General features: G+C 74.1%; 23 protein-coding genes. 13 read left to right on the forward strand and 10 right to left on the reverse strand.

Annotated elements, in window-relative coordinates:
* Positions 1-107: 107 nt before the first annotated feature.
* Complete coding sequence (locus ACFV57_RS04815; protein WP_385225725.1) at positions 108-815, forward strand: nuclease-related domain-containing protein; 708 nt, start codon at positions 108-110, stop codon at positions 813-815.
* Between the two features lie 75 nt (positions 816-890).
* Here ACFV57_RS04815 and ACFV57_RS04820 read toward each other — a convergent pair whose 3' ends face one another.
* Positions 891-1,853: a LysR family transcriptional regulator gene (locus ACFV57_RS04820; protein ID WP_385225727.1), complete on the reverse strand. Its 963-nt coding sequence runs from the start codon at positions 1,851-1,853 to the stop codon at positions 891-893.
* A 239-nt stretch (positions 1,854-2,092) separates the two neighbouring features.
* On the opposite strand from ACFV57_RS04820, the gene ACFV57_RS04825 reads away from it, so the two are divergent.
* Positions 2,093-2,458, forward strand: coding sequence for a darcynin family protein (locus tag ACFV57_RS04825; RefSeq protein ID WP_385225729.1), 366 nt, complete (start codon positions 2,093-2,095; stop codon positions 2,456-2,458).
* Between the two features lie 112 nt (positions 2,459-2,570).
* On the opposite strand, the gene ACFV57_RS04830 is transcribed toward ACFV57_RS04825, so the two are convergent.
* The gene (locus tag ACFV57_RS04830) at positions 2,571-3,335 is read right to left on the reverse strand and encodes a peptidyl-tRNA hydrolase (protein ID WP_385225731.1); all 765 of its coding nucleotides are present in this window, start codon (positions 3,333-3,335) and stop codon (positions 2,571-2,573) included.
* 286 nt (positions 3,336-3,621) lie between these two features.
* Between ACFV57_RS04830 and ACFV57_RS04835 the strand changes: the two genes are divergently transcribed.
* The 4 genes from ACFV57_RS04835 (at position 3,622) to ACFV57_RS04850 (ending at position 6,311) form a co-directional block, all read left to right on the forward strand.
* A complete protein-coding gene (locus ACFV57_RS04835; RefSeq protein WP_385225733.1) occupies positions 3,622-4,299 on the forward strand; it encodes an AIM24 family protein in 678 nt (225 codons plus the stop codon).
* A gap of 65 nt (positions 4,300-4,364) precedes the next feature.
* Complete coding sequence (locus ACFV57_RS04840) at positions 4,365-5,414, forward strand: ATP-binding cassette domain-containing protein (RefSeq protein ID WP_385225735.1); 1,050 nt, start codon at positions 4,365-4,367, stop codon at positions 5,412-5,414.
* The gene (locus tag ACFV57_RS04845; protein WP_385225737.1) at positions 5,411-6,079 is read left to right on the forward strand and encodes an ABC transporter; all 669 of its coding nucleotides are present in this window, start codon (positions 5,411-5,413) and stop codon (positions 6,077-6,079) included. The genes ACFV57_RS04840 and ACFV57_RS04845 overlap by 4 nt, the downstream gene beginning before the upstream one ends.
* 55 nt (positions 6,080-6,134) lie before the next feature.
* On the forward strand, positions 6,135-6,311 hold the full coding sequence (locus ACFV57_RS04850; RefSeq protein WP_385225739.1) for a hypothetical protein: 177 nt from the start codon (positions 6,135-6,137) through the stop codon (positions 6,309-6,311).
* A 49-nt stretch (positions 6,312-6,360) separates the two neighbouring features.
* On the opposite strand, the gene ACFV57_RS04855 is transcribed toward ACFV57_RS04850, so the two are convergent.
* Positions 6,361-7,728 (reverse strand): alkaline phosphatase PhoX, encoded by a 1,368-nt coding sequence (locus ACFV57_RS04855; protein ID WP_385225741.1) that lies wholly within the window; start codon positions 7,726-7,728, stop codon positions 6,361-6,363.
* A gap of 218 nt (positions 7,729-7,946) precedes the next feature.
* Positions 7,947-9,071 carry a cell division protein ZapE gene (zapE, locus tag ACFV57_RS04860; RefSeq protein ID WP_385225742.1) on the reverse strand — a complete coding sequence of 375 codons (1,125 nt, stop codon included), beginning with the start codon at positions 9,069-9,071 and terminating at the stop codon, positions 7,947-7,949.
* Between the two features lie 191 nt (positions 9,072-9,262).
* Between zapE and ACFV57_RS04865 the strand changes: the two genes are divergently transcribed.
* Both ACFV57_RS04865 and ACFV57_RS04870 read left to right on the forward strand, forming a co-directional pair.
* Positions 9,263-10,147, forward strand: a complete 885-nt coding sequence (locus ACFV57_RS04865) for a pyrimidine reductase family protein (RefSeq protein WP_385225744.1) — start codon at positions 9,263-9,265, stop codon at positions 10,145-10,147.
* A gap of 162 nt (positions 10,148-10,309) precedes the next feature.
* Complete coding sequence (locus ACFV57_RS04870) at positions 10,310-10,837, forward strand: indole-3-glycerol phosphate synthase (RefSeq protein ID WP_385225746.1); 528 nt, start codon at positions 10,310-10,312, stop codon at positions 10,835-10,837.
* On the opposite strand, the gene ACFV57_RS04875 is transcribed toward ACFV57_RS04870, so the two are convergent.
* Both ACFV57_RS04875 and ACFV57_RS04880 read right to left on the reverse strand, forming a co-directional pair.
* A complete protein-coding gene (locus tag ACFV57_RS04875; protein ID WP_385225748.1) occupies positions 10,803-11,573 on the reverse strand; it encodes an ABC transporter ATP-binding protein in 771 nt (256 codons plus the stop codon). The two genes, ACFV57_RS04870 and ACFV57_RS04875, sit on opposite strands and share 35 nt — an antisense overlap.
* A gap of 340 nt (positions 11,574-11,913) precedes the next feature.
* Positions 11,914-13,041: an ABC transporter permease gene (locus ACFV57_RS04880; protein ID WP_385226100.1), complete on the reverse strand. Its 1,128-nt coding sequence runs from the start codon at positions 13,039-13,041 to the stop codon at positions 11,914-11,916.
* Positions 13,042-13,283: 242 nt separating this feature from the next.
* On the opposite strand from ACFV57_RS04880, the gene ACFV57_RS04885 reads away from it, so the two are divergent.
* The 4 genes from ACFV57_RS04885 to msrB all read left to right on the forward strand — a co-directional run bounded on the left by ACFV57_RS04885 (position 13,284) and on the right by msrB (position 17,106).
* Positions 13,284-14,510 carry a sensor histidine kinase gene (locus ACFV57_RS04885; RefSeq protein ID WP_385226102.1) on the forward strand — a complete coding sequence of 409 codons (1,227 nt, stop codon included), beginning with the start codon at positions 13,284-13,286 and terminating at the stop codon, positions 14,508-14,510.
* Positions 14,507-15,178 carry a response regulator gene (locus tag ACFV57_RS04890; RefSeq protein ID WP_385225750.1) on the forward strand — a complete coding sequence of 224 codons (672 nt, stop codon included), beginning with the start codon at positions 14,507-14,509 and terminating at the stop codon, positions 15,176-15,178. Before ACFV57_RS04885 ends, ACFV57_RS04890 begins: the two co-directional genes overlap by 4 nt.
* Positions 15,179-15,274: 96 nt before the next feature.
* Positions 15,275-16,675, forward strand: a complete 1,401-nt coding sequence (murC, locus tag ACFV57_RS04895) for a UDP-N-acetylmuramate--L-alanine ligase (protein ID WP_385225752.1) — start codon at positions 15,275-15,277, stop codon at positions 16,673-16,675.
* A gap of 23 nt (positions 16,676-16,698) precedes the next feature.
* On the forward strand, positions 16,699-17,106 hold the full coding sequence (gene msrB, locus ACFV57_RS04900; protein WP_030024422.1) for a peptide-methionine (R)-S-oxide reductase MsrB: 408 nt from the start codon (positions 16,699-16,701) through the stop codon (positions 17,104-17,106).
* Positions 17,107-17,176: 70 nt separating this feature from the next.
* On the opposite strand, the gene ACFV57_RS04905 is transcribed toward msrB, so the two are convergent.
* Both ACFV57_RS04905 and ACFV57_RS04910 read right to left on the reverse strand, forming a co-directional pair.
* Entirely contained in the window at positions 17,177-18,082 is a 906-nt protein-coding gene (locus tag ACFV57_RS04905; protein ID WP_385225754.1) for a metallophosphoesterase family protein, read from the reverse strand.
* A gap of 82 nt (positions 18,083-18,164) precedes the next feature.
* Positions 18,165-19,721: a PucR family transcriptional regulator gene (locus ACFV57_RS04910; RefSeq protein WP_385225756.1), complete on the reverse strand. Its 1,557-nt coding sequence runs from the start codon at positions 19,719-19,721 to the stop codon at positions 18,165-18,167.
* A gap of 217 nt (positions 19,722-19,938) precedes the next feature.
* Here ACFV57_RS04910 and ACFV57_RS04915 point away from each other — a divergent pair, with 217 nt between their 5' ends.
* Positions 19,939-20,472 carry a type 1 glutamine amidotransferase domain-containing protein gene (locus tag ACFV57_RS04915; protein ID WP_385225758.1) on the forward strand — a complete coding sequence of 178 codons (534 nt, stop codon included), beginning with the start codon at positions 19,939-19,941 and terminating at the stop codon, positions 20,470-20,472.
* A 21-nt stretch (positions 20,473-20,493) separates the two neighbouring features.
* On the opposite strand, the gene treZ is transcribed toward ACFV57_RS04915, so the two are convergent.
* Both treZ and ACFV57_RS04925 read right to left on the reverse strand, forming a co-directional pair.
* On the reverse strand, positions 20,494-22,371 hold the full coding sequence (gene treZ, locus ACFV57_RS04920; protein WP_385225760.1) for a malto-oligosyltrehalose trehalohydrolase: 1,878 nt from the start codon (positions 22,369-22,371) through the stop codon (positions 20,494-20,496).
* A 49-nt stretch (positions 22,372-22,420) separates the two neighbouring features.
* Positions 22,421-23,347 carry a GNAT family N-acetyltransferase gene (locus ACFV57_RS04925; RefSeq protein ID WP_385225762.1) on the reverse strand — a complete coding sequence of 309 codons (927 nt, stop codon included), beginning with the start codon at positions 23,345-23,347 and terminating at the stop codon, positions 22,421-22,423.
* Positions 23,348-23,576 lie beyond the last annotated feature (229 nt).

The raw sequence follows: 23,576 nt of genomic DNA on the forward strand, positions 1-23,576 counted from the left end.
GTCGGCGCCCCTTTGGCGCGCGTCGCGGGGGCGGGGCCGCGGACCGGCCCCGTACCTCTTGCCCGCGAGCCGGGCGCCTGCTCCCATGGCCATCGGGGGTGGTGGGTATGAGCGACTTCCGTCCCGGGCCCGGAGCGGAGGAGGGCAAGCAGGAGACGCCGTACGCGAGCGACCCGGACCGGCTGTTCCTGCCGCCGGACGACGACCTCGCCCCGAACCGCCCGGGGGAGCATCTGCGGGTCCGCCTCGCCGAGGAGCCGCGGTCCAGGGCGGCCCTGTGGGGCGCCCGCCTGCTCGGCCGGCGCCCGCCCCAGGACGACTGGCACCGGCAGCTCCTGGGCGAACAGGCCGTCGGCTCGGCCCTGGACGGGCTGACGGCCGGCGGCTGGTATGTGCTCCACTCCGTCCCGATGCCGCCCGCCGCGGTCATCGGCCACCTGGTGATCGGGCCGGGCGGCGTGCTGTGCGTCGATACCCACAACGTGCGCGGGGCCCGGGTGCGGGTCACGGAGGACGGCGTGAGCATCAGCCGCGGCCACCAGACACGGCCGTACGTCCGCGAGAGCAGGCAGCAGGCCCGGCGCGCCTCCTACGTCCTGACGCGCGGCTGCCGGTTCCGCGTGGAGGTGCGGCCGGTGCTGGCGTTCGTCGGCGCGGCGGATGTGGAGCCGGACCCGGCGCTGCGGGACGTACAGGTGGTTCGGGACGAGCACGATGTGCCGCTGCTCGGACGGCTCGGCGGGGTGCTCGCCCCCGCCCGCGTCGAGCGCGTCTACACGGTCGCCCGCAACCGCCGCACGTGGCTGAGGCTTTGACAGCCCGAGCCCGAGCCCGAGCCCGAGCCCGAGCCCGAGCCCGAGCCCGAACCGGCCCCGAGCCCCGCTGCCACCTCAGGAGGCCGCGTCCCCGGGCGTGCCGAGAGTGCGGCGGACGGCGGAGCGGAGCCAGTGGTGGGCTCCGTCGGCGGCGTGCCGGGGGTGCCAGGCCATGCCGATGGTCACCGCCGGCAGCGGCAGGGGGATGTCGAGGAGGCGCAGGCCGAGGGCGGTGGCGGCATCCGTGAACGGTGAGGGCGCGGCGCCGGGAAGGGGGGTGGGGACGAGGCAGACGGCGTCGCTGCGGGCGGCGAGGGTCATCGCGGCCAGGTGGCTGGGGAGGACGGCGGCGACCCGCCGGTGGAGGCTGTGCTCGGTCAAAGCGGTGTCCAGGGGACCGGTGAACCGGCCGCGACGGCTGACCGCGACATGTTCGGCGGCAGCGAGCCGGGCCGCGGTCAGGGGCTGTTCGGCGAGGGGGTGACCGGGCCGGACGGCCGCCGCCATGCGGAGGGTGACCAGCTCCTCCACCTGGGTTTCGGGGTCGACGTGGTCGATGGCGCCGATCTCCAGGTCGATCCGGCCGTCCCGCAGGGCCGGTCCTGCCTCCAGTTCCTCGGCCCGGAACCGCAGCGAGACGCCCGGCGCCTCGTCCCGCGCCAGTCGCAGCAGCCCGGGGGCCAGCGCCGCGCCGACCAGGTCGGCGGCCTGGATGGTGAAGGTGCTGCGCAGGGTGGCGGGGTCGACGCCGGTACCGGGCGTGAGCAGCGCGCCGAGGCGGCGCACCACGGCGGCGGCTTCGTCGCGCAGGGCCTGGGCGCGGGGAGTGGGGACCATGGTCTGTCCGGCCCGCACCAGGAGGGGGTCCTGGAGGACGCGGCGCAGCCGGGCGAGCGTGCGGCTCATGGCGGCGGGGGAGGTGTGCAGGCGCGCGGCGGCGCGGGTGACGCTCTGCTCGGTCAGCAGGGCGTTCAACGCGACCGCGAGGTGGGCGTCGATGACCGGCTCCGGCGGCTCTGGACTGTTCACCAGCATCATTCCTTTTCAGGCAATAACCCGTTGCTGAGATTCCCATTGTGGCAACGCCACTGTCCTCCGCAGGATGAAGACGTACCGACCCGGTACGGCCCACGAGGCCCGTACGGCCCACGAGTCCGTACGCCGTCGAGCCCGTACGTCCATGAGTGCGTACGTCCATGAGTGCGTACGCCCACGAGGCCGTGCGCCTCACGAGGTCTGTACGACCCCCATCACCTGTCGCCCTGGAGGCACCCGTCATGTCCGCTGAGGAAACCGCACCGCCGGTCACGGCCTTCATGCTCATCAAGACCACGCCCGAATGGCTCGCCATGACTCCTGATGAGCGGGTGAAGGCCTTCGGGACCGAGGTCATGCCCGTGGTCAAGGCCAGGACCACCGGCGTCCGGTCGCGCTTCTACGACACGGAGTTCTACTCCACCCGCGTCACCGACGTCTGGGTCTGGGAGGCCGACGACCACAGCGCCTACCAGCTCCTCATCGACGCGCTGCGCGAAACCCCGTTCTGGGACCGCTGGTTCGAGGTCGTCGACCTCCTCGTCGGCACCGAGAACGGCTATGCCCGCACCTACAACGTCGCCCCCGTCACCACCGTCAGCACCTGATACACCGCAGGCCCCACGCAACCCACACACCCCACACCTTCCGCACCATGCCGATGCCCCCTGACCGAGCGGCCAGGGGGCATCGGGGGTATCGGCCCGTGTGCGCCCCGTCTCAGGCCTCCGCGCCGGCCCCGAGCCGTGCGCGCAGCGCCGGGTGGTCGGAGACGACCGTGCACGAATTCGGGGCGATCTCCGTGAAACCGGCGTCCCGCACCACGGGCAGACCGCTGTGCGTCAGTTCGGTCCACCGGCCGGCCGGCGCGTTCCGTACCGACAGGGGGAAGCCGGCCTCGCGCCAGGCCGTGCGTTCGGCGTCGGTCAGGTCCCACCAGGCCAGGTGCGCGCCGTGTCCGGCCTGGGCCATCGCCTTGCCCGCCGACATGTCCAGTTCGGGGTTGAGCCACAGCACCGGGCCGTCGGGGCCGGGCACGGCGGGCGTCCGCGGGTCGTCCAGGTCGGTCCCGGAGACCTGGAGCCGGGCCAGGTCCTTGGGCCAGCCGTCGAGCGGGACCGGCGGGAAGACCCGGACCTCCGCGCCGTCGCCGTGCACCGTGATGCCGGGGAGCGCCTCGGCGCGCCGCCATTCCGCGCCGCGGGCCCGGCGGACGACCTTGCGGATACGGGCGTCCTGCCAGTCGCGTACGGCCGCCGCCCACTCGCCGTCGCCGGCCGACCGCTCGTCCGAGAGCATCACCAGCACGGCCCGTGCCGCCGTCTCCAAGGCGTCCGTGCGGGCGGGCGGTTCGGCGCGCTCGATCCGTACGACGAGGGGGAGGACGTACTGCGGGGCGGCGTCGCGGTCGGTTTCCGCGGGGCGGGGCGAGGCGGCCGCGGTGTCGGTCGGATCGCCGGGCCCGGTGAGATCGGTGCTGGTCACACGGACAAGTGTGCCAGCCGCCCGATCGCGCCGGCCGGGACCGAGGCCGCGAAGCCCCGGAGCTGCCCACCCGCCCGGCCCCGGACTCGCGACCGCCCGGCCCCGGACCCGCACCCGTCGGGCCACCGCACCCGTCGGGCCACCGCACCCGTCGGGCCACCGCACCCGTCGGGCCACCGCACCCGTCCGGCCACCGCACCCGCCCGGCCACCGCACCCGCCCGGCCACCGCACCCGCCCGGCCACCGCCTTGGCGGAGCGGATCGTTCCGGGTGATTATCCTCCCTATGCACAGCGACCTCTTCGCCTCCGAGAACGTGGTCACTCCGGCCTCCGCGCCCGGTATGACCCTGCAGAACGCCAAGTCGATCAAGTACGCCGTGGACGGCGAGTGCTTCGCCCGCCAGGGCGCGATGGTGGCCTACCGCGGCGACCTGCAGTTCGAGAAACAGGGGCAGGGCGTCGGCAAGTTCCTCAAGCGGGCGGTGACCGGCGAGGGCCTGGCGCTGATGGCCGTGCGCGGGCGCGGCGAGGTCTGGTTCGCCCACGAGGCCGCCAACTGCTTCGTCGTCGAACTCGGCCCCGGCGACGGCATCACGATCAACGGCCGCAACGTGCTGTGCTTCGACCCGTCCCTGTCGTACGAGATCTCCACGGTCAAGGGCGCCGGGATGACCGGCGGCGGCCTGTTCAACTCCGTCTTCACCGGTCACGGCAAGCTGGGGCTGGTGTGTGAGGGCAATCCCATCGTCATCCCCGTGTCGCCGCAGGCGCCGGTGTTCGTCGACACCGACGCCGTGGTCGGCTGGAGCGCGTCGCTGAAGACCTCGCTGCACCGTTCGCAGAGCCTCGGCTCCATGCTGCGCGGCGGTTCCGGGGAGGCCGTGCAACTGCGGCTGGACGGCGAGGGCTTCGTGATCGTACGGCCCAGCGAACTGCGCCCCGAGCGGGCGTCCGGGAACTGACGGCGAGGGCCGGTGGGAGCGGCCCGGGACCGAGGGCGGCGAACGGGGACGGGATGGGGCGGACGATGACGGATGAGACCGGGCGGCGGGGCCCGATGAGGCTGGACGGGGTCGGGCGGCGCTACGGAGTGCGCGGCCCGTGGGTACTGCGGGACGTCCATCTCGACCTGCCGCGGCGCTCCCTGGTACGGATCGAAGGCCGCAACGGCAGCGGCAAGTCCACGCTGCTGCGGCTGGTGGCCGGGATCGACGCCCCCAGCAGAGGCCGTATCACCGGGCGGCCGCGCACCGCGTACGTACCCGAACGCTTCCCGGCCGCCCTCCCGTTCACGGCCGTCGGCTACCTCACCCACCTCGGACGGGTCCACGGCCTGCGCGGCCCCGAGGCGGCCCGCCGCGCCACGGACTGGCTCGAACGTTTCGGCGCCGCCGCACACGCCCGTACGCCGCTCGCCGAGCTGTCCAAGGGCACCAGCCAGAAGGTCGCGGTCACCCAGGCCCTGCTCGCGGGGCCGGAGCTGCTCGTCCTCGACGAGGCGTGGACGGGGCTGGACCCCGCCGCTCGCGACGTCCTCGACCGGGCCGTGGCCGAGCGGGTCGCGGAGGGCGGCACGGTCGTCTTCGTCGACCACGACCCGCGGCGCCTGGCGGGCGCGGCCGACGCGCGGTACCGCGTCACGGGCGACCGCCTGGACCGGGTCCCGGCCGGGGCGGGGACGGAGGCGGACCCCGCAGGGGACGCCGCGCCGCCGACCGGCCCCCAGGTGGTCATCGAGGCGGAGGCGCCCGACGGGACCGGACACCACGGCACCCCGCCCGGCCTCGCCGGACGCACCCCGCCCGGTCTCGCCGGACGCACCCCGCCCGGTCTCGCCGACGGCACCGTGCCCGGCCTCGCCGAGCTGCCGGGCAATCCGCACATCGCCACGAGCCCGGACGGCACGACGGCCCGGCTGACCGTCCCCGCCACCCACTCCGACGCACTGCTGCGCGCCCTGCTCGGCGCGCGCCCGCCCTGGCACATCCGCACGGTCGCCCCGGCACCGCCGACCCCGTCGACGCCCCCGCAACCGTCCGCCGCCGGCCCGACCCCCGACGAAAACCGGTACCCGTGATCCCTCTCCTGCGCTACCAGTGCGACCTGCTCCTGCGGTCGCACCGCTGGCTGCCGCCCGTTCTGCTTCACGCCGCCTTCCTCGCCGTGGGCGTGCAGACCGGCGGGCCGATCCTCGACTCGTACGGTGTCGCCGCGATCGGGCTGCTGCCCCTGGCCGCGTGGCTGTGCCGGATCTGCGTCACCAACGAGCCGCCGGCCGCGCGCTCCTGCACGGCGGCGGCAGCCGGCCCCGGCCGGGCGCACCTGGCCGCCGTGCTGACGGGAACCTTGTCGGCGACGCTCCTCGCCTTCGCCGGTACGGCCTTCGTCACGCTCGTCGCCGACCCGCACGCTTCCGACCACCGGACGGTAGTACCCGTCCTCCCCGCGGCGGTCGCCGGGCTGCTGGCCGCTCTGGTCTGCGTCCTGCTCGGCACCGCCGTCGGGGCGCTCTGCAACTGGCCGGTGCTGCGCCGCCCCGGCTGGTCGATCCTGTCCGGACTCATGGCCGCGCTCCTGCTGCTGGTCGCGGGCGCCTCGCCCGCCAACGCCGCCATCTCCGGCCTGGTCACCGGCTCCGCCCACGGAACAATCACACTGCCCTTGCTGCCCCTGCTCTGCACGGCCCTGATCGCGGCCGCCGCGACAGCCCTGTCCTGCCGCCTCAGCTCCCGTCGCAGCTGACGAGCGGGACGTGCGGGGCGGTACGGGCGTCCGCCCCGCACGTAAGATCGACGGTATGCCGGACGCAGACGAGGACCAGCCGAGCCGCACCGCCGACGGGACGGGCGGCCCACCCTTCGCGGACTGTGTGCACTGCGGGGAGCCCACCGAATACCCCGCCGACCGGCCGGGCGCGCTGCTGTGCCCGCACTGCGAATGGCTGGAGGCCCAGCGCTCGGCCTGTTCCGGCTGAGGCGTGCCGGCAGGGCCGCGGGCCGGGGCCGCCCGGGAGCGGGCCCGGCTCAGTCCTCCCAGGGCCCGGTCACCGCGAACGTGGTCCCCGGCGTGTAGCAGTTGACGTACATCGTGCGGTTGTCGGGCGAGAAGGTGACCCCCGCGAACTCGCCCCACTCGGGCTTCTCCGGCGTGCCGATGTTCTGCCGGCCGCGGGCCACCGGGTAGACCGTGCCGCGCCGGGTGAGGCCGAAGACGTGCTGGGCGCCGTCGCCGTCCTCGCACACCATGAGGCCGCCGCCGGGGGCCAGGCAGATGTTGTCGGGGGACTCGCCGGGCAGCTGTACGTCGGTGTCCGGGCCGAAGACGACGACGAGGGTGAGGCGGCGCGCGGCCGGGTCGTACCGCCATATCTGGCCGTAGTGGTCGGCGGCCGAACCGTCCTTGCTGCGCGCGAAGCTGGAGACGAAGTAGACGCAGGAGCCGCCCCAGTAGCAGCCCTCCAGCTTCTGAGCGTGGGTGATGCCGCGCGGCCCGAAGTCCTGGAAGCGGATGGGGGTGTGCCGCGCGAGCGGGTCGGGGACGTCCACCCACTCGACGTGGTCGAAACCGGTGCCGGTCTCCTGGACGCTGGAGAGGTCCTTGACGTCCGGTACGCGCAGCGCCTGGAGCCGGCCGCCGGCCCGCAGGGAGCCCCGGCCGCCCAGCGGTTCGGCGGGCCGGAAGCGGTAGAAGAGGCCGAAGGGCTTGTCGAAGGCGTCCTCGGTCTCGTAGACCGTGCCGCTCTTCGGGTCGATGGCGACCGCCTCGTGCTGGAAGCGGCCCATGGCGGTCAGCGGGACGGCGCCGGTGCGGCGCGGGTCGTACGGGTCGACCTCGAAGACGAAGCCGTGGTCCTTGGTGTAGCCGTCCTCGCCCGCCCGCAGTTCGGTCTCCTCGCAGGTGAGCCAGGTGTGCCAGGGGGTGGGCCCGCCGGCGCAGTTGGTGGAGGTGCCGGCGATGGCGACGCGTTCGGAGAGCACGCGCTGGTGCCGGTCCAGCTCCAGTGCCGTACAGCCGCCTTCGCCCGCCGGGTCGTAGGTGAGGCCTTCGACGGTGGGTACGGGCACCCGCGACTTGTGCCGGTTCTCGTGGTTGCGTACGAGGTGGACGCGGCCGTGGCGGCCGGGGAAGGCCGCCATGCCGTCGTGGTTGCCCGGTATTCGGCCCTCGCCGGAGGGCAGCGGGGCGCCTTCGCGGGACAGCACCCGGTACCGGAAACCTTTGGGCAGGTCCAGCAGGCCGGCCGGGTCCGGTATGAGCGGGCCGTAGCCGCGCCGGCCCGCGCTCCGTGCGGTGGCGGTACCGGCGAAGATCTCGGGAATGCTGCCGGCGAAGGCGATCGACGCGCCCAGCGCGCCGGTTCTTGCCAGGACCTGACGACGTGTCGCGGACATGGGCAACTCCCTGCTGGCGGACAGGTGATGTGATCCCGCATGTGTGTACCACGCACGTCGGCCGCCGGGAACCGGCCGCGCACGGGTACGGAATCCGCCGTGCGGGCCGGGAGCCACGCCGCGACCGGGGCCGGCCGCGCCGTCCGGGAACCGGGCCCGCGCCGCGCCTACGCCACGTCTGCCCGGGGCCCGGCCCAGACTGGTCCGGAAGACCCGGCCTACGCCTCCGTCAGCGGCTTGGCGTCCCGGGCCAGCGCCGTGAGGCGGGAGATGGCGCGGAAGTACTTCTTCCGGTAGCCGCCCTTGAGCATGTCCTCACTGAACAGCGCGTCGAACGGCTTGCCGGCGGCCACCACCGGTACCTCGCGGTCGTAGAGCCGGTCCGCCAGGACGACCAGGCGCAGCGCGGTGGACTGGTCCGGCACCGCCTGTACGTCGGTCAGGCAGACGGCGGTGATGCCGTCGCACATCGCGCCGTAGCGGCTGGGGTGCACCTTGGAGAGGTGGTCCAGCAGCGCCGGGAAGTCGTCGAGCGAGGCGCCGGGCGTGCGGTGGGCGACACGGGTGACGGTCGCGTCGTCGAACGGCGGCGGGGCGTCGGGCAGACCGCGGTGGCGGTAGTCCTCGCCGTCGATGCGCAGCGGCCGGAAGTGGGCGCTCAGGCCCTGGATCTCGCGCAGGAAGTCCGCCGCGGCGAAGCGGCCCTCACCGAGCTTGCCGGGCAGCGTGTTGGAGGTGGCGGCGAGGGCGACGCCCGCCTCGACGAGCCTGCTCAGCAGGCTGGAGACGAGGACGGTGTCGCCGGGGTCGTCCAGTTCGAACTCGTCGATGCACAGCAGGCGGTGGCCGCTGAGCGTCTGCACGGTCTGCTGGAAACCGAGCGCGCCGACCAGGTTCGTCAGCTCCACGAACGTACCGAACGCCTTGAGCGAGGGGTCGGCGGGTGTGGCGTGCCAGAGGGAGGCCAGCAGGTGCGTCTTGCCGACGCCGTAACCGCCGTCGAGATAGACGCCGCGGGGGCCGGAGGGGGCCGTCGTCTTCTTGGCGCTCCGGCCGAACCAGCGCCGCTTGCCGCCGGACGGCCCGGTGCCGCCGCCGATCCCCGCGGCGAAGCTGCTCAGGACGTCGACGGCCGCGGCCTGGCTGGGCTGGTTCGGGTCCGGGATGTACGTCTCGAAGCGCGCGCTTTGGAACCGCGGCGGCGGGACCATCTCCGCCACCAGACGGTCGGCCGGGACGTGCGGCGCGCGCTCGGTGAGCGCGGCGGGGGCCGCCTTGTCCCCGTCGGCCGGGGGTCCGGCTATGGGGGAGGACGGTTCTGACGAGGGCTGGGAAGACGACACAGCCGTCCAGCCTAGCCGCTGTGCGGGAGGACTCGGCCGGGTGAGCGAGGCATGTCACACTGCCGCGTATGCGACGCCTGTTTCCCATTCCCGCCCCGCACGTACGGTCCGGTGATTTCCCGGGCACTTCGGATGCTTCGGATGACGAGAATTCCGCCGCGGTGGCGTCCGCCCTCGGAACGGAACCGGGAGTGATTGCCGGAACCGCGACGGGAACCGACACCGAAGCGGTTTCCGGCGCCCCCGGTTCCGGTACGGCCGGTGCCGCCGATTCCCGTACGGCGGATGCCGGTGTTTCCCGTACGACAGGTTCGGACGATTCCGGTACGGCCGCCCCCGCCGATTTCACCGACCGCCGGTGGAGCCTGGACGAACTGGCCGACTTCTACGCGTATCCCCGGACCGGCGAGGGCGCGGGCTGGCTGCGGGCGAACATGGTCTCCTCGCTGGACGGCGCGGCCCACCACGAGGGCCGCTCGCAGCCGTTGTCGAGCGACGCGGACATGCGGATCTTCGGGGTGCTGCGCGGGCTCGCGGACGCGGTGGTCGTCGGCGCCGAGACCGTGCGCAAGGAGGGCTACCGCCCGGCCCGCGCCCGTGAGGCGTTCGCCGCGCGCCGGGCCGCGGCCGGGCAGCACCCGGCCCCCGCCGTCGCGGTGGTCACCGCCAGCCTGGACCTGGATTTCTCGCAGCCGCTGTTCACCGAGCCGCTGGTGCCCACGGTCGTCGTGACCGGCGCGGGGGCCGACGAGGACCGGGTGCGCACCGCCCGCAAGGCCGGTGCGGAGATCGTCTTCGCGGGTGAGGGCGGTGCCGTGGACCCGTCGCGGGTGGTCGGCGCGCTCGCCGCGCGTGGCCTGACCCGGCTGCTGACGGAGGGCGGGCCGCGGCTCCTGGGTCAGTTCGCCGGAAGCGGGGCACTCGACGAGTTGTGCCTCTCGCTGGCACCGCTGGTGGTCGCCGGTGACGCCTCGCGCATCATGAACGCGCCGGTGACGACCGTTCCGGAAAGATTCGTACTCGCGTCCGTACTGGAGGAGGCCGGTTTCCTGTTCACCCGTTACCGTCGGTCCTGAACAAAAGGCGGAATTATTCGTTCCGCTTAGCTCCCGCTGGGCACACTAAAGGCCAACAGGCCCCGTGTGGCGACGGGGCAGGATGGTTTCTGTCGGTCCGCTCCCGGGAGCGGACCGCGAGAGATGAGAAGAAGGGCGCCCGCCGTGTTCACGAGTGTATTGATGATCGAGAAGCCCCTGACGCCCGCCGACGTGGAGTTCGTCACCACGCTGCACGGCGACGACCAGGTCTCCTTCGTCGTCCTCATGCAGCCGCGCGGCAACCAGGACCGCTTGCTCAGGGCCATCGACGACGTCGCCCTGGGCGAGTTCGAGGACGCCGTACGGGAGGGCGACGAGCCGGAGGGGGACCGGGCGGAACCGCCCGCCGAGCGCGCCCTGAGCTACACCCTCGGCGCCCTGCGGAGTGCGGGCGCCGAGGCCATCGGGCAGGTCGTCGAGGACCACCCCCTGGACCTGCTGCGGTCGGTCGTCGACGAGACCGGCGCCGACGAGGTGATCGTGCTGACCGCACCGCACTTCGTCGAGGAGTTCTTCCACCGGGACTGGGCCTCCCGGGCCCGGCACAAGGTCGGCGTGCCCGTGCTCAAGCTGTTCTCGCACGCCGCCGACGACCCGGCCCAGGACGTGGCGCAGAATCCGGCCAAGGGCCCGGCTACCGGCCCCGGAGGGGACTCCGCCGCGAACTGAGCCGCCCGTCCAGTACCTCCGCGACCGCGTCCACCGACTCCAGGTGGGCGCGGTCGTGCGTCACGAGGACGGTGGCGGTGGCGCGCTGGTGCGTGAGCGTGATGAGCAGGTCCAGGACCGCGGCGCCGCGCTCGTGGTCCAGCGCGCTGGTCGGCTCGTCGACCAGCAGGACGGCCGGCTCGTTCATCAGCGCGCGGGCGATGTTGATCCGCTGCCGCTGGCCGCCCGAGAGCTGGTGCGGGCGGCGCGCCGCCTGGTCGGCCAGGCCGACCGCGTCGAGCAGTTCCAGCGCCCGCGGCCGGGCCGCGCGCGGCGAGCGGCCGTCCAGGTGCGCCATCACCTGCAACTGCTCGGCGGCGGTCAGGGACGGCAGCAGATTGGGCTGCTGGAAGACCGTGCCGATCCGGGTACGGCGCAGCGCGGTCAGTTCGGCCCGGCTCATTCCGGTGGTGTCCGTCCCGTCGATCACCACCCGGCCGCTGTCCGGGGTGATCAGGGTCGCGGCCACCGCGAGCAGGCTGGACTTGCCGGAGCCCGAGGGCCCGACCACGGCGGCCACGGTCCCCGGCGGCACGTCCAGGCTCACGTCGTCGAGGGCGGTCAGACGGTCGGCGCCGTCCGGGTAGGTGAGGGTGACGCCGGTGAGGGCGAGGCCTGCGGGCGGCAGGGTTCCGGTTCCGCGGCCCGTGCGGGACCGCGGGTCGGTCTGTGCGTGGAGGTGGGAGTTCGCATTCATGGGAACCGTCGCTGGGTAGGGGATCGGGGTGGAGTTCGTGCGGTGAATGGGGCGCGGTACGAGTCCGGCTTTTCGGGCTTTCGGAATGGGCCGGGGAGTCGTCTGGGGCCGGCACCGTAATTCCCGGAACCGGAATGGGCGGGTCGTCCCCGGGGGGCGTACCGGCGGTTCGTACTGCTCAGCCCATCGCGGAATTGCTCCTGGAATAGTCCGCGCGTGCCGAACCGGATCTGCGGGGCCGGAAGGAAGCGGTCTCACAAAAAGCGTCAGGGGCGGGGAAAGGCGGGGCAGCGGGCGGCTCGGCCGCGAAAGCAGCCGTTCCGGCCGGAAAGCCCCGGGCTCAGCGCGCGCTCCCCAGCGCGGTCAGCGGATCGACGGCGGTGATGCGGCGGATGGACAGCGCGGCACCGACGGCCCCCAGCGCGATCATGACCAGGGCCGGGACCAGGACGGTGGCCGGGTCCAGGACGAACGGCACGGCGCCGCCGACGGCCGCGCCGACCGCCGCCGCGAGCGCGGTGCCCGCCCCCGTACCGATCACCAGCAGCACCACGGCCTGGCCGAGCGCGTCGCGCAGCAGGTAGCGGGTGGGGGCGCCGAGCGCCTTGAGCACGGCGACGTCGCCGCTGCGCTGGATCGTCCAGACCGTGAAGAACGCGCCGATGACCAGCGCCGAGATGGCGAACAGGAAGCCGCGCATCAGCTGGAGCGAGCCGTTCTCCGCGGTGTACGAGCCGATGGCGCGCAGCGCTTCGCCGGTCGTGACCGTACGGGTGCCCAGCCGCCGGTCGGCGGTGGACAGGCCGGCGTCCGACGAGGTGGTGAGGGCGATCACCGTGGCCGTGTCCGCGCCGCCGCCGGAGGCCCGGGAACCACCGTTTCCAGCGCCCGTTCCGCCCGACACCGCCGCCCAGTCGGCCAGCGACGTCCAGACCACCGGCGTGTGGCTGTACATCGCCTCGCCCGACACCGCCGTGGCCGTCAGCGTCCGCCCGTTCAGCGTGAACCTGCCGCCGGCCCGCACGCCCAGCTCGTCCGCGGCCTTCGCGGACAGCACCGCCGAGCCGTCCGCGATCCGCCCGGCCCCGGGCGCCAGGTCCGAGCCGGGCCGCACCCCGAAGGCGGACAGCGCGGCGGTCCGCTGCTCCGCGCCGCCGCCCGCCGCGGCCTTGACCGTGCCGATCCCCAGCGGCTCCGCCGACCGGACGCCCGGCACGTCGGCCCAGGCCTCCCAGGTGCGCCGCTCGACGTGCGAGTCGGTGAAGGAGACGTCGTCACCGCCGCCGGCCGGGGCGGCGAAGGCGAGGCGGTCGGCGGGCAGCGAGGTGATTGCCGAGGTGTTCTCCCGGCCCAGCCCCGCCGTCAGGCCGGACAACAGCCCCACCAGCACCGTGATCAGCACGATGACGGTGCCCATCAGGGCGAAGCGGCCCTTGGCGAATCTCAGGTCTCTCCAGGCGACGAACACGGGGTCCCGGCCGTCCTTTCCGTCGGCGCCGGGCCCGTCGCCCGGCGGCTGGTCCCCACCGTCGCCGGGGGAGGGGGTGCCGGGCATCGCGCCCCGGAGTGGTTCGCCCGGATCGAAAGGCGGGGGCCGCCCTCCACCTTTTGATTGATGCCGGTACGGGCCCGGAGGCCTAGCCTGGAAGGGCCGTGACTCCGCACTCCCTCACCCCCGCCCTGCGGGTGCTGCGCGCCTGCCTGCACCTGATGGTGGCCGCGCTGCTGGCGCTCGCCGCCGTACGGGCCGTGGCCGACCACAGCGCGAACGCGCCGGCCGTCGTCGGCGCCGCCGTCCTGCTGCTCGCCGTGTACGCCGTCGGCCCCACGCTGCCGCCGGTCCGCACCTCCACCGCCGCCGCGGCGCTCTGGCTCGCCGCCGTCATGGCGGTATGGGCCGTCCTGCTCGCCCTCACGCCCCTCGGCGTCTGGCTCGCCTTCCCGCTCTTCTTCGTCCAGCTCCACCTGCTGCCGCTGCGCTGGGCGCTGCCCGCGGTCCTGGTCACCACGCTCGTCGCGGTGGGCGGCTTCGGCTGGCACACCCGCACGCTGACCGTCGGCACGGTCGTCGGCCCCGCGCTGGGCGCGGCCGTCGCCGTCGCCGTGGTCCTCGGCTACCAGGCCCTGTACCGGGAGAGCGAACAGCGCCGCCGCCTCATCGAGGAGCTGACCGCCGCCCGCAGCGACCTGGCGGCCGCCGAGCACGCCGCCGGGGTGCTCGCCGAGCGCGAGCGGCTCGCCCGCGAGATCCACGACACCCTCGCGCAGGGGCTCTCCAGCATCCAGCTGCTGCTGCGGGCCGCGGAACGCGCCGCGCCCAGGCGGCCGGACACCGCCGCCGCACTCGGCCACGTCCAGCAGGCCCGGCAGGCCGCCGTCGACAACCTCGCCGAGGCCCGCCGTTTCGTACGGGCACTGAGCCCGCCCGACCTGGAGGCCGGATCGCTGCCCGCCGCCCTGGAGCGGCTGTGTGCCACCACCGCCCGCTCCGCCGGCCTCGCCGTGCACTGCCAGGTCTCCGGAGCGCCCGTCGAGCTGCCCACCCCGCACGAGGTCGCGCTGCTCCGTATCGCGCAGTCCGCGCTGGCCAACGCCGTCCAGCACGCGCGCGCCGGGCGGGCCGAGCTGACCCTCTCCTACATGGACACCGAGGTCGCCCTCGACGTGGTCGACGACGGCGCCGGCTTCGCGCCCGACGACGTACCGGCCCCCGGCTCCGGGGCCGCCGCGGGCACCGGCTTCGGGCTGGCCGCGATGCGCGCCCGCGCCCGCGCGCTGCACGGCACACTGGCCGTGGAGTCCGCCCCCGGTGAAGGAACGGCGGTCGCCGTCACCCTGCCGTACCCGGAACCGGCCGCCGACGGCGAAGGCCCCTCCCACGCTCCCGACAGCGCCCCGCACAACCCCGACAGCCCCCCGGAACAGGCCACCGCGTGACACACCGCCCCGAGACCGCCCCCGGCCCCCGGCCCGCGCCCGCCGCCATCGGTCTCCTCCTCGCCGACGACCACCCCGTCGTACGGGCCGGACTGCGCGCCGTCCTGGAGACCGAACCGGACTTCGAGGTCGTCGCGGACGTCCCCACCGCCGAGGAGGCCGTCGAACGGGCCGCCCGCCCGGACGTCGACGTCGTCCTGATGGACCTCCAGTTCGGCGGCCGGATGCTCGGCTCGCAGGCCACCGCCGCCATCACGGCCCGCGAAGGCGCCCCGCGCGTGCTCGTGCTGACCACGTACGACACCGACGCGGACATCCTCGCCGCCATCGAGGCCGGTGCCACCGGCTACCTCCTCAAGGACGCGCCGCCCGAGGAGCTGGCCGCCGCCGTGCGCACCGCGGCGGCCGGCAAGTCCGCCCTCGCGCCGACCATCGCCCTGCGCCTGATGGACCGCATGCGCGCGCCCGCCGCGGCCCTCTCGCGCCGCGAGACCGAGGTCCTCCAGCTCGTCGCGGACGGCCTGTCCAACGCCGGGATCAGCAAACAGCTCTTCCTCAGCCAGGCCACCGTCAAGTCCCACCTGGTGCACATCTACGCGAAGCTGGGCGTCGACTCCCGCACCTCGGCGGTGGCCGCGGCCACCGCACGCGGCCTGATCCGCCGCTGACGCGGTCCCCGGGCCCACCCGGCACCGGCTGTCGGTGCCGGGTGCGAGAATCGTGCTCGTACGGACCGTGAAGATCGACGAGCAGGAGACTGACGCATGGCATCGGCCCCGGGCATCCCCGACGCGATGGACCGACCGCACTTCATCGGCATCGGCGGCGCCGGGATGTCCGGCATTGCGAAGATCCTCGCGCAGCGCGGCGCCCGGGTCGCGGGCAGCGACGCCAAGGAGTCGGCGACCGTCCGCGCCCTGCGCGACTCCGGCGCCACGGTCCACATCGGCCACGCCGCCGCCCACCTGGCCGAGGACGCCACCAGCGTCGTCGTCTCCTCCGCGATCCGCGCCGACAACCCGGAGCTGGCCGCCGCCCACGAGCGCGGCATCCCCGTCGTGCACCGCTCCGACGCGCTCGCCTCCCTCATGGACGGCCTGCGCCCGATCGCCGTGGCCGGCACGCACGGCAAGACGACCACCACCTCCATGCTGGCCGTCTCCCTCGCCTCCCTGGGCCTGTCCCCGTCGTACGCGATCGGCGGCGACCTGGACGCCCCCGGCTCCAACGCCGAGCACGGCAGCGGCGAGATCTTCGTCGCCGAGGCGGACGAGAGCGACCGCAGCTTCCACAAGTACGCGCCCGAGGTCGCCATCGTCCTCAACGTGGAGCTGGACCACCACGCCAACTACGCCTCGATGGAGGAGATCTACGAGTCCTTCGAGACGTTCGCCGCCCGCATCCGCCCCGGCGGCACCCTCGTCGTCTCGGCCGACCACCCCGGCGCCCGCGAGCTGACCTCCCGTCTCGCCGGCCGCCTCGACATCGAGATCGTCACCTACGGCGAGGCCGAGGACGCCGACGTACGGGTCCTCAAGATCAACCAGCGCGGCCTGACCAGCGAGGTCACCGTCACCCTCACCAGTGGCAAGATCCTCACCTTCACCGTCTCCGTGCCCGGCCGGCACTACGCCCTGAACGCGGTCGCGGCCCTCGCCGCCGGCTCCGCCCTCGGCCTGCCGCCGCACAACCTCGCCTCCGCGCTCGGCACGTACACCGGCGTCAAGCGCCGCCTCCAGCTCCAGGGCGAGGCGGCCGGCGTCCAGGTCATCGACTCCTACGCGCACCACCCCACCGAGATGACCGCCGACCTGGAGGCCATCCGCGGCGCCGCCACCGGCTCCCGCGTCCTGGTCGTCTTCCAGCCGCACCTCTTCTCCCGCACCCAGGAGCTGGGCAAGGAGATGGGCGAGGCGCTCGCCCTCGCCGACGCCTCGGTGGTGCTCGACATCTACCCGGCCCGCGAGGACCCGATCCCCGGCATCACCAGCGCCGTGATCATCGACGCGGCGCGGGCCACCGGCGCCCGGGTCACCGAGTCCGACAAGGACGCCGCCCCCGGGGTCGTCGCAGGAATGGCCGAGCCGGGCGACCTTGTTCTCACCATGGGCGCGGGCGACGTGACGGAACTGGGCCCGCAGATCCTCGCGCGCCTGCAGAGCTGAGCTGAGAGGAAGAAGAGGGACTCATGCCGTACGAGATCGACAAGCCCGACGAGCAGTGGCGCGCCGAGCTGACCCCGCAGGAGTACCAGGTCCTGCGCCAGGGCGGCACGGAGCCCGCCTTCGTCGGCGAGTACACCGACACGAAGACGGCGGGCGTCTACTCCTGCCGTGCCTGCGGCGCCGAGCTGTTCCGCTCCGAGACCAAGTTCGAGAGCCACTGCGGCTGGCCGTCCTTCTACGACCCCAAGGACAGCGACGCCGTGGAGCTCCTCCAGGACCGCTCGCACGGCATGGTCCGCACGGAGGTCCGCTGCGCCCGCTGCGGCTCCCACCTCGGCCATGTCTTCGAGGGCGAGGGCTACCCGACACCGACCGACCAGCGGTACTGCATCAACTCCATCTCGGTGCGGCTGGCACCGGACGGGAGCTGACGGGAGCTGTTCCCGGGGCCGCCGGGTCCGGCGTCGAGCCGGCCCGGCGGCCGCACACCGCTCGGCCCCGTCAGAACTGCGGGGCCCGCGCCGCCGCAGGCAGGATCTGTACCTGCTGCCCCGGCTCCGCCTTGCGGCGGCGCCATTCGCGCGGGTAGCCCAGCGACACCTCCACATGCGGGACGCCGTCCACCTCGATGGTGCGCGGGATGTGCAGATGGCCGTAGACGACGCTGGTGGCGCGGAAGCGGCGGGGCCAGTCGGCGGTGGCCTCGGTGCCGCACCACAGGGCGAACTCCGGGTGCCACAGCGGCTCGGTGGGCTCGCGGACGATCGGCCAGTGGTTGACCAGCACCGTCGGCAGGTCCTCGGGGATCTCGGCGAGCCGGGCCTCGGTGGCCGCCACCCGGGCGCGGCACCAGGCCTCCCTGGTCGGATACGGGTCCGGGTGCAGGAAGAACTCGTCGGTGCAGACCACCCCGGCCTCCTCGGCGACCTTCAGCGCCGCTTCCTTGGTGTAGGTGCCGGGCGGGCGGAAGGTGTAGTCGTACAGCGCGAAGAGCGGGGCGATCACGGCCGGGCCGCCCTCGCCCTCCCAGACGGGGTAGGGGTCCTCGGGCGTCAGGACGCCCAGCTCCCGGCAGATCTCCACCAGGTGTTCGTAGCGCCGGACCCCGCGCAGCTGCACGGGGTCGTTGGACGGGGTCCACAGTTCGTGGTTGCCGGGCACCCAGATCACCTTGGCGAAACGGCGGCTGAGCACGGTCAGCGCCCAGCGGATGTCCTCGACGTACTCACCGATGTCCCCGGCGACCAGCAGCCAGTCGGCGTCCGAGGCGGGACGCAGCCGCTCGACGATGGCGCGGTTCTCCTCATAGCGGATGTGCAGGTCACTGATGGCCATCAGCTTCCCGGGCGCGGCTTTCCCCCGGTCGGCCTCGGCGGTGCGGTCTCCTTCGGAGCATGGGATCTGCATGACCTGACGGTAGGACAGGATGCGTCGCCGGGGACACGCAGGGGGGTGGGCTGTTGGACACATCCGGAAGTGACGGCGGTCGTCAAGGGCGTCCGGCGCCGCCGGGCGGGGCGTCGCCGCCGCGCCGGATGCGGGTGGCCAGCCACAGGTCGAAGCGGTCGTCGGGGTCGTCGAGCCGACGGCCTGTCAGGTCCATCGCCTTGTCGAGGCGGTTGCGTACGGTGTGCCGGTGCACGCCCAGGCGGCGGCTGGTGGCGTCCCACGCGCCGCCGGTCTCCAGCCAGGCCGCGAGCGTCGTCAGCAACTCCTCCCCGTGGTCGGCGAGGTCGAGCGGGCCGAGTACGGCGTCGGAGTAGCCGTGCAGCGTACGGCGGTCGCCGAGGTCCAGCAGCAGCCGGCTCGCCGCGCTCTGCCGGGCCTCCTCGGGCACCCCGCTCGCCCGGCTGACGCCGAGCAGCCCCGCCGCCTGCCGCAGCGATACCCGCACCGCGTCCGGCGGGGCGAGCGGGCCGATGCCCGCGGGACAGCGCGGCGCGAACCGGCCGAGCACGTCCCGCACATCCAGGCCCGCGCCCACCACCGCCTCGACGAGCCCGCTCTCCGCGACCCGGATCAGGCCGCCGGGGACCGCCAGTGCCAGGTCGGCGGCGATGTCGTGCGGGCCGCTGTCCGCCGGGGCAGCGGCCGGGGGCTCGACGACGACGCCGCGCACCCGGTCGTCGTGCAGACCGGCGGCGGCCAGGATGTCCTGGGCCCGGCCCGCAGGGCCCTCCTCGTCGGACAGCAGTTCCGCGAGCAGCGCCGACCTGCGGCGCCGCTCCGGCTCGTCCATCAGGTGGCGGCGCTCCAGCTCCAGGGAGAGAAGCGAGACCAGGCCGGGGATCACGGCGCGGGCCGCCGCGTCCGGGAAGCCGGTGAGCAGCAGCAGGCCGCGCAGCCGCCGGGCGCCGAGTGGCTGCACTTCCATCTGACGGCCGCCCGCCGTGCTGGACGCGCTGCCGCGCAGCCCGCGCGCGGCGACCCGTTCGACGAGGTCCCGGGCCGCGGCCGGTGGCGGGGTCCGGCGGCCGCCGCCCGTGGCGAGCAGCCGCCCGAGCGGATCGAGCACCGCCGCGCCGACCTCGGTGGCGGCGGTCCACTCCTCCAGCATCGGCTGCAGCCCGCTGTCCGTCGCCGCCGCGGTCAGCCGCCGCTGCGTCGCGAACGCCCGGTGCAGGACCGCGCGCTGCTCGTCGGCGCGCGCGTCGAACACCGTCTTGGTGACCGCGATGAACGGCACCTCGTCGGGCACGGTGAGCAGCGGCAGGCCCGCTTCGCGCGCGGCCTCGACGAGCGGTGCGGGGGCTTCCTGGTACGGGAGCCCGCGGCCCAGCCCGAGCGCCAGGCAGGCCGCCCCGCCCTCGGTCACGTCGCGGACGTACGCCCGGCAGGCCGCCGGCTCCATGGGCAGCACCAGGCCGATCGTCATCAGCAGCTCGCCGCCCTGCAGCCACTTGCCCGGGTGCAGCAGGTCGGAGACGGTCGCGGCCTCGACGGTGCGGTCCAGCAGCCCGGCCGGGACGTCGTAGGTCACCGACAGGTTCAGCTCGGGGCGGGCAAGGAGGTCGGCGATACGCAGGGGCATGGACACAGTGTCCATCAGGTGAACCGTCGATGGACGGTCGGTCCAGAAAATCACGCGGCCCTGTTTGCGGGGCGGCGCATCCCGGTACCCGCTTCTCCAGGATGAATCACCTCCCGTTTGGCACGTTTTTGCCCGGTTGTGACCGGGGATGCGAAAAGAAGACCGCACAGGGAACACCCCTTCGTACGCAGGACGCGTACACACGCAAGACGAACGCAAAGGATGAGCGGCCATGCAGGTGGCGTTTCTCGTAGCACCCGAAGGCATCGAGCAGGTCGAGCTGACCGAACCGTGGCAGGCGGTGATCGACGCGGGCGGCACGCCGAAGCTGGTCTCCACCGAGTCCGGCCGCGTCCAGGCGTTCCACCACCTGGACAAGGCGGACACCTTCCCCGTCGACCGGACCGTGGACCAGGCGCAGGTCGGCGACTTCGACGGGCTGGTGCTGCCCGGCGGCGTCGCCAACCCGGACGCGCTGCGGCTGGACGAGAAGGCCGTGGCCTTCGTCCGCGGCTTCTTCGACGCGGGCAGGCCGGTGGCGGCGATCTGCCACGCGCCGTGGACGCTGATCGAGGCGGACGTGGTGCGCGACCGTACGCTGACGTCCTGGCCGAGCCTGCGGACGGACATCGAGAACGCCGGCGGCACCTGGGTGGACGAACAGGTCAAGGTCTGCACCGGCGGCCCGAACACGCTGATCACCAGCCGCAAGCCGGACGACCTGAAGGCGTTCTGCGACGCGTTCGTCGCGGAGTTCTCGCGCTGATCCCCACGGCGGGGGCGACGGTCACCGCGCCTCCGGTTCCAGCAGCACCACGGCCGACTCGGGCGGCAGTCGCAGGACGCCGCCCGGGCCGGCCGCGATGACGTCCGGGGCGCCCAGGGCGTCCGGCCACGCCGCGAGCACCCGGGCCCGCGCGCTCCCGCCCGGGATCTCGGCCGTACCGCCCCCGCCGAGCCGCACCACCACCCGCACCGGGCCGCGCCGCAGGGACAGCCAGCGGCCCTCCTCGTCGTACGCGACCTGGGTGCGCGTCATATCGGGATCGGTGAGCGCCGGGTGGGCGGCGCGCAGCGCGAGCAGGGTGCGGTACCAGGCGAGCAGCGCCGCGTGCGGTTCGCGCTCCGGCTCCGACCAGTCCAGGCAGGAACGGTCCCGCGTGGCCGGGTCCTGCGGGTCCGGGATGTCCGCCTCCCGCCAGCCGTGCCCGGCGAACTCACGGCGGCGTCCGTTCCGTACCGCCTCGGCCAGCTCCGGGTCGGTGTGGTCGGTGAAGTACTGCCACGGCGTACGGGCCGCCCACTCCTCGCCCATGAACAGCATCGGCGTGAACGGGGAACACAGCACCAGCGCGGCCCCGCAGGCGACCAGGCCGGGGGAGAGGCCGGCCGCCTGCCGGTCGCCGAGCGCCCGGTTGCCGATCTGGTCGTGTGTCTGGGCGTAGGCCAGCAGGCGGTGGGCGGCGGTCGCGCGCCGGTCCAGCGGGCTGCCGTGCCGTCGGCCGCGGAAGCTGGAGTACGTACCGTCGTGGAAGAAGCCGCCGGTCAGCGTCTTGGCCAGCGCGGCCAGGGGCGCGCGGGCGAAGTCGGCGTAATAGCCCTGGGACTCGCCGGTCAGCGCGGTGTGCAGGCTGTGGTGGAAGTCGTCGTTCCACTGCGCGTGCAGGCCGTGGCCGCCGCCCGCGCGCGGGGCGAGGGTGCGCGGGTCGTTGAGGTCGGACTCGGCGATCAGGAAGAGCGGGCGCCGCAGGTGTGTGGCGAGGGCGTCGGCGGCGGCGGACAGGTCGGCCAGGAAATGCCGGGCTCTGGTGTCGATCAGAGCGTGCACGGCGTCCAGGCGCAGACCGTCGATGCGGTAGTCGCGCAGCCAGGCGAGCGCGCTCTCTACGAAGTACGCGCGCACCTCGTCCGACCCGGGCGCGTCGAGGTTGACCGCGGAACCCCACGGCGTGTGGTGGGTCTCGGTGAAGTACGGCCCGAAGGCGGGCAGATGATTGCCCGACGGACCCAGATGGTTGTGCACGACGTCGAGGACGACGCCCAGCCCGTGCCCGTGCGCGGCGTCCACCAGGCGCTTGAGCCCGTCCGGCCCCCCGTACGGCTCGTGTACGGCCCAGGGAGCGACGCCGTCGTACCCCCAGCCGTGCGTCCCGGGGAACGGGCACACCGGCATCAGCGCCAGATGGGTGATGCCCAGACCCGCGAGGTGGGGCAGGCGCTCGACGGCGGCGTCGAAGGTGCCCGCGTCGGTGAACGTGCCCGTGTGCAGCTCGTACAGGACAGCGCCCGGCAGGGGACGGCCGGGCCAGTCGTGCCGCCAGGCGAACCGGGCGTGCTCGACGACCGCGCTCGGTCCGTCCGGCCCTTCGGGCAGCCGGACCGAGCGCGGGTCGGGCAGGAGCGGGCCGCCGTCGAGACGGAAGCCGTAGCGGTCACCGTGGCGGGCCGGTGCGTCGGCCCGCCACCAGCCCGCGCGGCCGGGGTCGCGCTCCATGGGGACGTGCTCGGCGGGCACCCGCCCCGTGGGAGCCGACCCCGTCGCCGCGGCATGCCCCGTCGTCAGGGCGTACCCCTCGCCCGCCGCGCCGTCCGCGGCACGGCCGCGGGGCGTGACGAACTGGAGCGCGACCTGTCCGGCGTTCGGTGCCCACACCTCGAAGAGCACGGCTGTCCTCCTTCGTCCGGCCGGCGGACGCGGCACGCTCCGCCCGTCCTCACACGAAGAATGCACGCTCCTGCGTCATCGGGTAGCCCGCCTTGGCGAAAGCCGCCGCCATCGGGACGTTCGGCTGGTCCGTTTCGCCGAGGATCTTCCGCGCGCCGTGCGCCGCGAGGTGCCGGGTGCAGTCCACGAGCAGGTCGTAGCCGTACCCCCGGCCACGGTGCTCCGGCACGACGCCGAGGAAGCCGATGACGGGCGCCCGGAGGTTACGGGCCGGGACGTGCACCCCGACGGCCTCGCCTCCCCGGCCGGGGTCCGCCGTCCAGGCGACCCGCCACCAGTCGCGCGGCGAGGGGCACCAGTTGAAGAAGTCCAGCTCCTCCTGGGCGGCCTGCTCCACGCCGCCCTCGGCGATCGCCCGCCGGGCGTGGGCGTCCAGCGAGCCGGTCTCGACGCGCCGCAGAATGTCCAGGAACACCCCGTCGTCGGGCTCCGGCAGGAACACCAGCCGTCCGGGCGGTTCCGGCAGCCCGCACTCGGGCGTCCACGTGTAGCGGAAGCGTTCGACGAGCGGTTCGAGCCCGGCCGCGGCAGCCGCGTCCATACGGGCACGGGCGGCGTCCCGTACCGCCTCCTGGTCCCGCCATCCGGGCGGCAGTTGCAGGACGTACTCGGCGCGCAGGGGCGCGGTGCGCAGCAGGCGGACCGCCGCCTCCGACTCGCCCGGTGCGAAGTCGAACCAGTCCAGGGCTACGGGGCGGGTGTCGTCCGGCGCGGCCCACCAGGCGGCGCGGGCCACCACGACGCCGTCGCGCAGCGCCACCCATGTCCACTCCGGGCGGTAGTCGCCGCCCTCGGCGAAGGTCTCGTAGCGGCGGCCGAAGGGGAGGTGGCCGACGAGGCCGGCGGTGGGGTCGTCCAGTGTGTCGAACAGGTGCGCGTCGCTCTCGGTGAGCGCGCGGATGACCAACTCGGTCATGGGAACCTCTCGGAAGGCGGCGGATGCGCTCCCGGCGGGCCGGACTCAGCCCAAAAACGCCCGGCGGACGGGGCGGGAGCGCGGGAACGGGTACTTCGGCACGGCGCCCACCTCCTCTTCCTCATCCGGGGCTGCGGCAGATCGTAGCCCGACGGTGCACCCGACGCCACTGTTTTCCCAGCTGGTCCCGCCGCCACCGGGCGGGCCCGACGCCCGTTCGCCCGGCTGG

This window comes from Streptomyces sp. NPDC059788 (assembly GCF_042732265.1).
GTDB lineage: Bacteria > Actinomycetota > Actinomycetes > Streptomycetales > Streptomycetaceae > Streptomyces.

Coding starts and splice junctions, on each gene's coding strand:
- ACFV57_RS04815 (WP_385225725.1), top strand. CDS start 108: ATGAGCGACTTCCGTCCCGGGCCCGGAGCGGAGGAGGGCAAGCAGGAG.
- ACFV57_RS04820 (WP_385225727.1), bottom strand. CDS start 1,853: ATGATGCTGGTGAACAGTCCAGAGCCGCCGGAGCCGGTCATCGACGCC.
- ACFV57_RS04825 (WP_385225729.1), top strand. CDS start 2,093: ATGTCCGCTGAGGAAACCGCACCGCCGGTCACGGCCTTCATGCTCATC.
- ACFV57_RS04835 (WP_385225733.1), top strand. CDS start 3,622: ATGCACAGCGACCTCTTCGCCTCCGAGAACGTGGTCACTCCGGCCTCC.
- ACFV57_RS04840 (WP_385225735.1), top strand. CDS start 4,365: ATGACGGATGAGACCGGGCGGCGGGGCCCGATGAGGCTGGACGGGGTC.
- ACFV57_RS04850 (WP_385225739.1), top strand. CDS start 6,135: ATGCCGGACGCAGACGAGGACCAGCCGAGCCGCACCGCCGACGGGACG.
- ACFV57_RS04855 (WP_385225741.1), bottom strand. CDS start 7,728: ATGTCCGCGACACGTCGTCAGGTCCTGGCAAGAACCGGCGCGCTGGGC.
- ACFV57_RS04870 (WP_385225746.1), top strand. CDS start 10,310: ATGATCGAGAAGCCCCTGACGCCCGCCGACGTGGAGTTCGTCACCACG.
- ACFV57_RS04875 (WP_385225748.1), bottom strand. CDS start 11,573: ATGAATGCGAACTCCCACCTCCACGCACAGACCGACCCGCGGTCCCGC.
- ACFV57_RS04885 (WP_385226102.1), top strand. CDS start 13,284: ATGGTGGCCGCGCTGCTGGCGCTCGCCGCCGTACGGGCCGTGGCCGAC.
- murC (WP_385225752.1), top strand. CDS start 15,275: ATGGCATCGGCCCCGGGCATCCCCGACGCGATGGACCGACCGCACTTC.
- msrB (WP_030024422.1), top strand. CDS start 16,699: ATGCCGTACGAGATCGACAAGCCCGACGAGCAGTGGCGCGCCGAGCTG.
- ACFV57_RS04905 (WP_385225754.1), bottom strand. CDS start 18,082: ATGCAGATCCCATGCTCCGAAGGAGACCGCACCGCCGAGGCCGACCGG.
- ACFV57_RS04910 (WP_385225756.1), bottom strand. CDS start 19,721: ATGGACACTGTGTCCATGCCCCTGCGTATCGCCGACCTCCTTGCCCGC.
- ACFV57_RS04915 (WP_385225758.1), top strand. CDS start 19,939: ATGCAGGTGGCGTTTCTCGTAGCACCCGAAGGCATCGAGCAGGTCGAG.
- ACFV57_RS04925 (WP_385225762.1), bottom strand. CDS start 23,347: ATGACCGAGTTGGTCATCCGCGCGCTCACCGAGAGCGACGCGCACCTG.